Annotated in this window: 11 protein-coding genes; 3 read left to right on the top strand and 8 right to left on the bottom strand. The window is 56.7% G+C overall.

Features of this window, described 5'->3' with window-relative positions:
- The 3 genes from CZ345_RS05355 to CZ345_RS05345 form a co-directional block, all read left to right on the top strand.
- A partial coding sequence (locus CZ345_RS05355; protein WP_077072149.1) for an IS5/IS1182 family transposase occupies nt 1-233 on the top strand: 233 nt, incomplete at its 5' end.
- 131 nt (nt 234-364) lie between these two features.
- Nucleotides 365-1,375 carry a LysR family transcriptional regulator gene (locus CZ345_RS05350; RefSeq protein WP_077072148.1) on the top strand — a complete coding sequence of 337 codons (1,011 nt, stop codon included), beginning with the start codon at nt 365-367 and terminating at the stop codon, nt 1,373-1,375.
- Between the two features lie 102 nt (nt 1,376-1,477).
- Entirely contained in the window at nt 1,478-2,065 is a 588-nt protein-coding gene (locus CZ345_RS05345; RefSeq protein ID WP_077072147.1) for an invasion associated locus B family protein, read from the top strand.
- Between the two features lie 132 nt (nt 2,066-2,197).
- Here the strand turns inward: CZ345_RS05345 and CZ345_RS05340 are convergent, their stop codons facing one another.
- From CZ345_RS05340 to gmd, 8 genes are all read right to left on the bottom strand, one after another.
- Nucleotides 2,198-3,388: a glycosyltransferase family 9 protein gene (locus tag CZ345_RS05340; RefSeq protein WP_077072146.1), complete on the bottom strand. Its 1,191-nt coding sequence runs from the start codon at nt 3,386-3,388 to the stop codon at nt 2,198-2,200.
- 2 nt (nt 3,389-3,390) lie between these two features.
- Nucleotides 3,391-4,833, bottom strand: coding sequence for a glycosyltransferase family 4 protein (locus CZ345_RS05335; protein WP_077072145.1), 1,443 nt, complete (start codon nt 4,831-4,833; stop codon nt 3,391-3,393).
- A gap of 131 nt (nt 4,834-4,964) precedes the next feature.
- Nucleotides 4,965-6,053, bottom strand: a complete 1,089-nt coding sequence (locus tag CZ345_RS05330) for a hypothetical protein (protein ID WP_077072144.1) — start codon at nt 6,051-6,053, stop codon at nt 4,965-4,967.
- Between the two features lie 19 nt (nt 6,054-6,072).
- Nucleotides 6,073-7,098, bottom strand: a complete 1,026-nt coding sequence (locus tag CZ345_RS05325; protein ID WP_144277253.1) for a glycosyltransferase family 2 protein — start codon at nt 7,096-7,098, stop codon at nt 6,073-6,075.
- On the bottom strand, nt 7,080-8,108 hold the full coding sequence (locus CZ345_RS05320) for a glycosyltransferase family 8 protein (RefSeq protein WP_077072142.1): 1,029 nt from the start codon (nt 8,106-8,108) through the stop codon (nt 7,080-7,082). Before CZ345_RS05320 ends, CZ345_RS05325 begins: the two co-directional genes overlap by 19 nt.
- Before the next feature lies 1 nt (nt 8,109).
- Nucleotides 8,110-8,988 (bottom strand): NAD-dependent epimerase/dehydratase family protein, encoded by an 879-nt coding sequence (locus CZ345_RS05315; RefSeq protein ID WP_077072141.1) that lies wholly within the window; start codon nt 8,986-8,988, stop codon nt 8,110-8,112.
- A 10-nt stretch (nt 8,989-8,998) separates the two neighbouring features.
- Nucleotides 8,999-9,355 carry a polysaccharide biosynthesis C-terminal domain-containing protein gene (locus CZ345_RS05310; RefSeq protein ID WP_077072140.1) on the bottom strand — a complete coding sequence of 119 codons (357 nt, stop codon included), beginning with the start codon at nt 9,353-9,355 and terminating at the stop codon, nt 8,999-9,001.
- Between the two features lie 5 nt (nt 9,356-9,360).
- Nucleotides 9,361-10,392 carry a GDP-mannose 4,6-dehydratase gene (gene gmd, locus CZ345_RS05305; protein WP_077072168.1) on the bottom strand — a complete coding sequence of 344 codons (1,032 nt, stop codon included), beginning with the start codon at nt 10,390-10,392 and terminating at the stop codon, nt 9,361-9,363.
- Between the last annotated feature and the right edge of the window lie 4 nt (nt 10,393-10,396).

Raw genomic sequence — 10,396 nt, 5'->3', positions numbered from 1 at the left:
ACTGGTTTCGTCATGCCTTGTCCCGTAAAGGAATCACGCCGTGCATTCCCGGCAGACACAGCCGAAAAACTCCGGTGGTCTATGACAAGGAGGTTTATAAGCAGCGGCACAAGATAGAAATCATGTTTGGCCGACTCAAGGATTGGCGCAGAATAGCCATGCGTTATGACCGTTGTGCACACACGTTCTTTTCGGCCATTTGTCTCGCTGCCATTGTCATCTTTTATATTTAATGAGTCCTGAACCTAGCATAAATTAATTTCATAGACCGGAGATGCGCCTTGTTTAATTCTGCGGTATACTCTATGAAGGAACACATCAACATACTGATTTGACTGTAAAAGAGTTAGAGAGACCGAAGAATATGATACCTGAAATCACCGGGGATTTCCTGCAGCAGCTGAGGGGATTCTATTATGTCGCCACAAGCGGCAGCGTGTCCGACGCGGCAAATCAGATGAACCGGACGCAAAGCGCCGTAACCTATCAGATTCAGCTTCTGGAAAAGGAACTCGGCATCATACTTTTTCTGCGATTGAAAAATAAAATGGTCCTTACGGAAGAAGGAAAACACCTTCTTACATGGGCGTTGCGGATATTCGATACCATTTCAGGAATGCAGGAAGAACTGCAGGGGAAGAATCAGATCGGTTATCTCCGCATTGCCGGAAGCAGACCGCTGTTCAACTCCCGGGAATTCACGCGAACCATGCTGGACTTCCATGAGGAATGGCCCAACATCCATGTTTCCCTGAACAGCGCCCACCCTTCATTCATCTATTCGGGAATAAAGAACGGACATAACGACTTCGGCCTCATAGGCATGTCCAACACGTTCGACGATCTCGACTTCATTCCTCTTTTCCGGTCTCCCTTTCTGCTCGCCATAGGCAGGAACGAAGCTGCGGAGCTGCCCTCCCCCATCACGCCCGACGTGTTGAAAAAACTCCCCTATATTTCCTTTTCCATCAATCTGCGGGAACAGACACTGAAATACCATTTCGTTCCTCCGCAGATACAGGAATACATGAACAACAATTCCGTGCTTTCCTGCAGCAATTACTTCATCATCATGAACTATGTGGCCATGGGGCTGGGCTGTACCATCATCGACACGTTGTCTTTCAACAGTTTCAACATCACGGACAAGATCCACGTCATCGATATCAGTTCCATGGTGGAACCGCTTCAGTACGGCATTCTCCTCAGAAAAAAGAGCAATATTTCACAATTCAAGAAAAACTTTATCGACAGGCTCGTCGGCCAATTGAAAAACATCAGCTTCGAGGAAAACATTCCGCACTTCATCCGAAAGGAAGAGACTCCCACTCCGCAGACCGAAACGGAATTTTTCCATGGAAGACCCGGCTGCTGAGTCGTACAGGCTGCGTCTGCGTCTGGACAGGTTCTGCTCACGGCAAGTTCCGTCGTTCCGAACGCACGGGTCATCCTCCCCCACTTTTCCGCAGGAGACGCCATGAACTCCATACTGCTCCTTCTTGCCGCCATGCTGATTCTCGGCCTTTCCCCCGCCCGTGCGGACGCCGTGGAAATATCCGCCGTGCAGACGCATGGAGACTGGAAAAGCTGCCTGATGACGGACGAAGTCACCTGCGCAAGGATGTTCACCGAAGGCGAAAGGCTCACTCTCGCCCTGGACCACATTCCCCCCATGCCCTTTGCGCCCGAAGGAGGCTATGAAATAAAGTTCATCAGCAACGAAGCAGATCCGGCGCTGGTGTTCCGCTTTCCCCCGCCCGATGAGCCCGTTTTTCTGAAGGCTGAACTGCGCATCGACGATCTGCCGCCGCACGCCGTCACACTGCACATGTCCTTTGACGAATGGAACGGCGTCTTCCGCGTCGTCGATCTGTACGACGATTTTCTGGACGAGGCCATGAACGGAGAGCGCCTCACGCTGACCTTCCTTTTCAAGACAAGAAAGCCCTCCCCCATCCATCTTTCGCTGCGAGGCTTCGACGACGCGCTGCTGCGCTGCCTCCAGCTCGTGGAAGAGATGCAGGCCCGGGAACACGCTGACATACCGCAGGGGAAACAGCCATAAAGGCCGACGAAGACTGCCGGGGCGGCACGGATGCGCCTTTCCATGGGAAAAACCGCAGGGTAATGCGTACGGCATCACCCTCGCGTCAGGGACGAAAAGCGCGCTCCGTCTGCCGCACAGCACGAAAAACGTCTACCCGGCAAGCACCTCGGCACATTCTCTGAGCACGTCCTCCACCTGAATCTCCTCCAGAGAACGGCAACGCTCATGGCCTTTCAGGCACCTTTCCTGCCAGGCGGGCATGATGCCCTCACAGCCGTTCGGACATTCCGCGCCGGAAAGGGCAAGATTCTCCGGGTAGCCCAGCATTCTGGCGCAGGAGGGCCCGAAAAGCACCAGGGACGGGCCTCCGCGCAGGTAGTGACGCAGATGGGGAATAAGCCCTTCGCAGCCGATGTGCAGATCTGCCCCGCGGACTATGCCCATAAGCTCCTGAAACGAGGTTTTTCCGCGCAGATCTCTTGCGCCCGTACCGGAGGCGAAGTCGACTCTTCCGTCCGTACCGATGATGACGAAGTCATACGAAGGAAAACTCCTTTCCGCAGCGTGAAGGAAAGCCCTGTACTTGTCCGCCGACCAGAGCTTCAACGAATCGGCGCACGCCCCCGCCTCCCTGTGCAGCGTCACATACGGCCGGGAAAGGCCGAACGTTTTCCGTACGGTCGAAGCATCGGGACACGGCAAAGTGAAGCCGCTGTCTGCAAGATGCAGGGAACCGTCGAAATCCGGCTGCCGCCGCCTGCCTCCTCCCATGACATCGGCGTAGTGGATACCCATGGCCTGATTTTCATCGGCATAGAACGTGGCATGGGCCGACTGAAAGCGCAGAAGCCTTCGGGCATAGCTGCACAGCGCCGGAGACTTCGCCTTCAGGCTTTCCCAGCACACCGCGCGGAGCTGGGGATTCTGCATGACGTCGAACACGGCGTCGTAGCGTTCCAGGGGAATACGTTCCTTCAGGCTCCTGATTTCCGCCACATACGTCATGCCCCGGCACAACGGTTCCATGACCGAACGCGGCGCGCCGCCGTACACGTCCACCGTGACGATGCTCCCCGAAAGAGCGACCAGCGCATCCAGCCAGGAAAGATTGATGACGATGTCGCCTATGCCGCCGCGCAGCAGAAAGGCCAGATGCAGAGAGTGCCCGGCGGAAGAAGCGGAAAGTACGGTCACTTCGCCCAGAATATGCCCGGAAACGGCCTTGCCCAGCGCCCACGCCGCAAGCCGGAACGCGGCCATCCGCGGCCGTGCGGGACAGGCGGCGCGCAGCTTCTCCACCTGATGGCCTGCCTTGTCGAAAAAAGGAATAAAAGACGGCATGACTACGCTCCGTTCAGCTTTGCCAGGCGGGAAAGCAGCATGGCCGCGCTCTCCCTCCAGGAAAGAATCCGTATGGCCGACGGGGACGGCTCCCGGCCTCCGGCATGACTGCGGAGCCACCTTTTCAGACACAAGGCCAGATCTTCCGGTTCCCTGCCCGTAAAATACAAGGCGTTCTCGCCCGCCGTCTCCCGGAATACCGGAAGATCCCGCAGGATAAGCGGTTTGCCGTGCATCGCTCCTTCCGCCACGGCAAGGCCGAACCCTTCCGCCTCGGAAGGAAAAAGCACGCAGTCTGCGGCGGCATACACCGCATCAAGACAGGCATCGCTTATGCCCCTGAGCCAGAAAAGCCGCCGGCCGTGTTCCGGGTGACGCTCCAGCCTTTCGGCCAGCTCATCGACATTCCAGCCCTTCCGCCCGACGATGACGAAATTCACATCCTGCCCTTCTGCCCAGAGCTTCTCCATGGCAAGCAGCGCCTGCCGGTAGCCCTTCCGTCTCTCCACCGTGCTCACACTGAGAAAGGTGGGGCGCTTTTTCATGGCGCACAACACGGCAGAGGCTCTCTCCGGTATGCCGGAAGTCGGCACGACATGTTCCATGTCGCCGCCGAGATGGAACCAGTCCACGAAAAAATCCCCGCTCCATCCGTTTTCCCTGCGCCATGCCCGGTAATCCTCCGCCACGGCTGCCGACACCGTGATGACCCCGTCGAACTGCGATATCAGGGGGAGCCAGCGGGCAAAATTTTCCCGGAAGGATACGGGGCAGAATTCGGGATGCCGGAGGGGAATGAGATCATGCACGAAAAAAAGCACCCTTACCCCCATGCCCTGCAACGCCTTCAACGCATGAAAATGGCTCTCCACCTCCCGCACGTCGGGAACGGGACTGAGAAGGATATCCCCTTTCGTAAAGATGACCGGAGTATCCAGCGCCGCACCTTTGCCTGCCGCCCCCTGCGCATAACTGCGGGCATGAACATAGCCCGGGCATGATCCTGCGGTGTAGACGGGGCATATCTCATAATCCGGGAAACGCAACTCCCGCAGAGCGTAGAGAAGACTGCGGGCCACGCGGGCCACCCCCGAAGTCTCCTCCCGGAAGGCCAGCGGTCCGATGTTCCAGAAAAGTCTGCATTTTTGCGGCTCGCTCCGATCCAGAAAAAACGGCCCCTCTGCGGCAAGCCCCGCCTGCATTCCGCTCATGCGCACCTTGAAAAGCTCCATACCCGCCAGGCAGCAGCGGACTTTGTACGGGTAACGCTCCACCCGCAGCAGGGGCAGACCGCCCATCTCCGCCGTGGTGACGAAGCCGCGCCTGCGCAGTCTGAGTATTCTCAGCCCCGCCACATATACATCCCGCACGAGGGTGGGGGGATACTCTTCCCGGGCCTTCGTGTCGGAAATCCGCTTCCTGCCCCGCTTCCAGAAACATGTCATGCCCGCGCCCTCCCCCTGAGACCGGGCCTTCCGCACGTCCGCGGCAAAGCCGCGGAACGCCTTTTTGCGAAAAAGCCCCGTTTTCGGGAATACCGGGCGTCCCGTCCGGCCGGACGGGACGCGAACTGCACCTATACGGACTTCGCCCAGAGGGTGCATCCATCGATGAAATGATTGAAAAAGGCCCGCTTCTCATAGGGAAGAACGCTGTCCGGCTGTCTGTCCACGATGCTTTTCAGCCCCTGCATGAGTTCCAGAGCGCATTCTCCGTAGGTGGAGGCCGTCAGAGGAATATCCCTCAGCCAGCGGCAGAAATCCGGCGTGTATTTCGTACCGTGCTCCTCCGCACGGGCATCCGCCCACAGGTCGTGATCGTTGCGGTTCTGCCTTACCAGCGGCTGCCCGAAACTGACGAAGTCGCGCATGTGCCAGGCGATGCGCTCTATGACGTAGGAAGCCCAGATATCATCGAAACGCCCGATACCGGGACAGAGGAAGTACGCCGGAACAATATCCCTGTGTATGGCCGTGTTCTGGGAATTGAAGGGACTGTACACCCCCTGCTGCAGGGCGAAATTCTCCCCGAGCCGGCAATCCGTCACGTCGATGGGCGCAGAAAGCCTTGTCACCGCGTCGATGTCCGGGTCCCCCAGCCAGAAGCCGCCGTTGACCACGCAGCGCACTTCTTCACGCGCCGTGAAGCTCTCCGCATTCCGTACTCTCTCCGGCCAGGCATAGCCGCGCGGGAAAAAAGGCCTGCCCCAGCGCTCCTCCAGACATTCGCAGATATTGTACCAGCCCGTGGGGGAGGAGACGACCTCCATGTCGCGCAAGCGCCCCAGGTGCATGTGCCCGCCCACATAGTCATCGCAGGCAAGATAATTGTCGTCGTCGATGAGAACGATGACCTCCGCCCCCTGGTCAAAAGCCTTCAGAATGGCCACGTCCCTGCGCTGAAGGCAGTTCCACGGCAGAAAGCCGTTCAGGGCGGGGCGGGAGGCCATGAAGCCTTCCTGCGCCTCTTCATCCATGAAGAGCACGGGAATGCCGTAACGCTCTTCCAGCGCGCGGCAGTAGGCCGCAGCCTCCGGCGGCGTCTTTCTGTCGCCGGTAATGACGAAGTCCACCTCGTTCTGTCTTCCGTGGCGCAGAATATCTCTGATATAATCTTCCATGAGATACGGAACATGAATCGTCGTCGTGGTGATGGTGGTTTTCATTCCCCTGCTCCCCCCTGTATCAGAATGTCACCTTGAAAACCGGTATGAAGCCGAAAAGCCAGTATTTTTTCTTCGACGGCGTACAGGTTATCTTCCATATCGGTATGCAGTTGAACAGATATATTCTTTTCTTTTTCATGCGCCCTGCGACATCCATCCCGGAAAGGGTGTTCACATAGTCTATGAATTTATTATAGTCGAAGTTCTTCAGATCGAGTCCGACCATGAAGTTGATGAGCTTCTGCAGAAAATGCCGGGGATAGACCGCTGCCGTTCTTTCTCCGAAGTGGTAGATGTCGAGGCAGTCCTCCAGATCCATATCCTTGTAGAACTGCCTGTAGAATTTCAGCATGATGGACGCGAGTATGCACAGCGTCTTCTGATGCCTCCACCTGTCCTTCACCTGCGAGGATATGCCCCCGAGCCTGTAGCAGGATATCTTTCTGTCGAAGAACAGACCCCTGTAATCCCGGAGAACAAGCCGTATCGCAAGGTCGTAATCGCCGCCTATGCCGTAGGTGACGTCGTAATTGCCTTCCTTCTCCAGCACGTCCCTGCGGATGAGAAAGGCCTGATGAGAATAGGGCATGTCCCGCCAGAAGTTTTCCATGCGGGGCTCAAAGGTGCCCGCCACCTGCCGCTTTTCATCAATGATGTCGGCCTTGCCGTAGAGATAGTCCGCCTCATGCTTCTCCATGAACCCCACGCACTCGGCCACGACTTCGTCGTCATGCAGATAATCGTCGGAATTCAGAAACATGACATATCTGCCGTGAGCGTGCCGCAGGGCGTTGTTGTACGCCTCATCGATGCTTCCGTCCGGTTCGGAAAACACATGAAGGCCCTCGTAGCCGGACAACAGTTCCAGTGTTCCGTCGCGGGATCCTCCGTCCTGAATGATGTATTCAATGTGGGGATACGACTGGCCGAGCACGCTTTCCACGCACCTTTTAAGATATTCCCTGCGCCCGTTGTTCACGATGTTCAGCGTCACCGTGATTATGGAAACAACGATTTCCCCCTCCATCAGTATATCTCCTTCCACACCGTTATCCTGTTGAACAGCCTGTACTTTATGCAGTTGTTTTTTCTTATGACATATATGGGAATGATCTTCAGAAGCATGATTCTGCTCACGGCGTGATGATAGGCGTTGCACACGGCTTCGCTGGTAATGAACATATACCTGGCAAGCATTCCCTCGTAGTACGGCGTCATCTTCGCAAAGTACCAGAACAGGGAAAAATTCCTGCACTCTCCGCCCCTGTCGTTTCTCAAAAACTTCCACATCTTGGTCGGCGTGATGTGCTGGATCACCGCATGGAGCCACTCGTCTGCGACATATTCATCGGTAATGAACGGAGCGTTCACCTGCCGGATATCGTTTATTCTGTCGGACATGCAGAAGCGAAGATCCAGCCTTTTGTAATTGTTGTTGTTGAAATAAATGCAGAAAAGCTCCTCAATGATGATATTCAGAAAATCCCTGTATTCCCTTGCCAGTTGAAGCATCCTGCCGCCTATGCCGTCCCTTCTCCATCTGTCGCAGTCCACCAGCACCACCCCGGCATTGGCGAAGACATGGTCTCTAGCCACATGCAGGTTGCGTATGCAGTTGTCGAAAATCATGCCGTTGCAGCCGAGATCCGGCGCGGCGGCAATGGCGAAGCCTTCCATATCCTGGTCGTAAAGCTCCCGGATATCTCCGAGAGCCATGACGTCGCTGTCCAGATATATGGCCTTATGCACATCCGGCCTGAGATCGGGGAAAAGCAGGCGCGCATAGCAGTCCAGAAACTGATTTCGGTCTCCCCAGCCCTTCAGCCCCTCGAACTGTTTCAGATCCACGGGAATATAGGTGAGGGAAAAATGCGAAAAGCGCGTCTTCAGACGCTCCAGCATTCTCTTGTGCACGTCGCTTATGCCGCAGTCGAGAATGAAAAAATCCACGAACGATGCGGTATTGTGGCAGATGCTGCACAAGGATGCGGCCAGCACGTCGACAAGATCGTCCTGCCCTTCGTAAAAAACGGCGATATGTTCTTCCGGCATCATGTCAGCAGAACCTCATGGTGATGTCGTTCAGATGAAGCAGTTTTTTTATGAGGCTGTTGTCGAGAATGGTTTCCGCAGCGCGCTTTTCCTGAAAAATGGAAGAATCGCTCATGCTCACGGGAACGATGAACGCATCGTCCAGCCCCCTTGCCCGGACGATACGCCGGGCCGTCTCGTACTTGGAAAGAGGCTCGTCTCCGGAGATGTTGACGATGTTCGCCCCGCGCGCCTCGTCGCTTTCCATCAGCCTCACGGTCAGTTCCGCAGCCGTGCCGAAATCCAGCATGGAACGCTTCTGGTCGCAGAACATCTCCATGCGACGCCCCGCGGCTGCGGCATCGACGATGTCGTCGTAGAAGTGCCTCCTCCCGGCAATCAGACTCGGCCCCATGAGCACGGCATAGCGCACCACTTGAAAACCTGCGGTGACGACCATGTGTTCGGCCAGAGCCTTCAGTTCTCCGTAACGGCTCACGGGTCGGAGAGGCGCGTCTTCCTTCACGGGAACGCCCCCCGTTTCGCCGTACACCACTTCCGTGGAGGCATAGAAAAGAGACTCCACGGAATCAAATATGCCCAGAAAATCCGCAAGCGCCGTAATGTCGGTATTCCATGCCCGGAGAGGAAACTTCATGATCTCGTCGGGGTGATGCATGGCGGCAAGGTACAGTATCTTGAGCCGTTCCCCCTTTGTTTCATGATACAGGGAAAGCAGGTCCCCGTGTTTCGTCACGTCGCAGGCCCCATACGAAAGACGCTCGTTCTTCCTGCCGTCATGCACGGATCTCGACACGGCGAGAATGTTCTCCTCCGTATGTTCCAGTATCGCCCGTACCAGGTAGCTCCCGAGATAGCCGCTTGCGCCGACAACCAGATACATGCGCGCTCTCCTACAGAGAAAAAATGTCTTTCGTGCCGTCTTCGTTTTCCACGCCCAGGTCGTACAGCGCCACGGTGACGGCAGGTTCCGGGTAAAAGAACGAATGGACGACATACGGCTCGATGACGAAGAAGTCGCCCTTGTTCGCGGAACATTTCCGTATCTCGCCGCCGCGTTCCAGAACCATGTCCATGCGGCCTTCCACAAGGAAAAACGCTTCGCGGTTTCTCTTGTGGTAATGTCCGCCGCGCCGCGTACCTGCGCATGTGCCGCTTACATTGACCTGCTTCCAGCCTTCGCGGCAGAGCTGCACCAGAAAGCCCCGTTCGTCGGAGAAGGAAAAATCCGGTTTCAGGAAGGTGATCATGGAATTCATCCCTCGTCGGCAACCAGCGCCATGTCATGGCGCACCATGCGGCGCACCAGTTCCTCAAAGGACGTCTTCGTGGGATTCCAGCCGAGTTTCGTTCTGGCCCTGGCAGGGTCGCCCCAGAGGTTCACTACATCCGTGGGGCGGTAAAAAGCGGGCGACACCTCCACCAGCACGCGCCCGGTGGCCATGTCCACGCCCTTTTCCTGTGCGCCTTCGCCGTGAAATTCCAGCTCCATGCCCGCCTCACGGAAGGCAAGGGTGCAGAACTCACGCACGGAATGCTGCTCTCCCGTGGCGATGACGAAATCCTCCGGCTCCTCCTGCTGAAGAATGAGCCACATGCATTCCACATAGTCTCCGGCGTAGCCCCAGTCCCGCAGGGCGGAAAGATTGCCGAGATAAAGCTTTTCCTGCCTGCCCTGGGCGATGCGGGCGGCGGCAAGGGTGATCTTTCGGGTGACGAAGGTTTCGCCCCGGCGCTCCGACTCATGATTGAACAGAATCCCGGAACAGGCATACATGCCGTAGGCCTCGCGGTATTCCTTCGTAATCCAGAAGCCGTACTGCTTGGCCACGGCGTAGGGAGAATAGGGATGGAAGGGCGTCCGTTCGTTCTGCGGACACTCTTCCACCTTGCCGTACAGCTCGGAAGTGGAAGCCTGATAGATGCGGCAGGTCTTTTCCAGTCCGCAGAGGCGCACGGCCTCCAGCACGCGCAGAACGCCCGTGCCCGCCACGTCGGCGGTGTATTCCGGCACTTCGAAACTCACCTGCACATGACTCTGCGCCGCGAGATTATATATCTCATCGGGCTTCACCATGCCTGTGATGCGCACAAGGCTCAAAGAATCGGACATGTCGCCGTAATGCAGAAAGAAGCGCTCACGCCCTTCCAGATGAGCGATGCGTTCCCGCTTCTCCGTGGCGGAACGGCGTATCATACCGTGCACCTCATAACCCTTTTCCAGCAGAAATTCGGCGAGATAGGAACCATCCTGCCCGGTAACGCCGGTAATCAAGGCCTTTTTCATGAAC

This window comes from Mailhella massiliensis (genome assembly GCF_900155525.1).
GTDB lineage: Bacteria > Desulfobacterota > Desulfovibrionia > Desulfovibrionales > Desulfovibrionaceae > Mailhella > Mailhella massiliensis.
The sequence above is the reverse complement of the archived record's forward strand: the minus strand, read 5'-3'. Positions and strand labels throughout refer to the sequence as shown.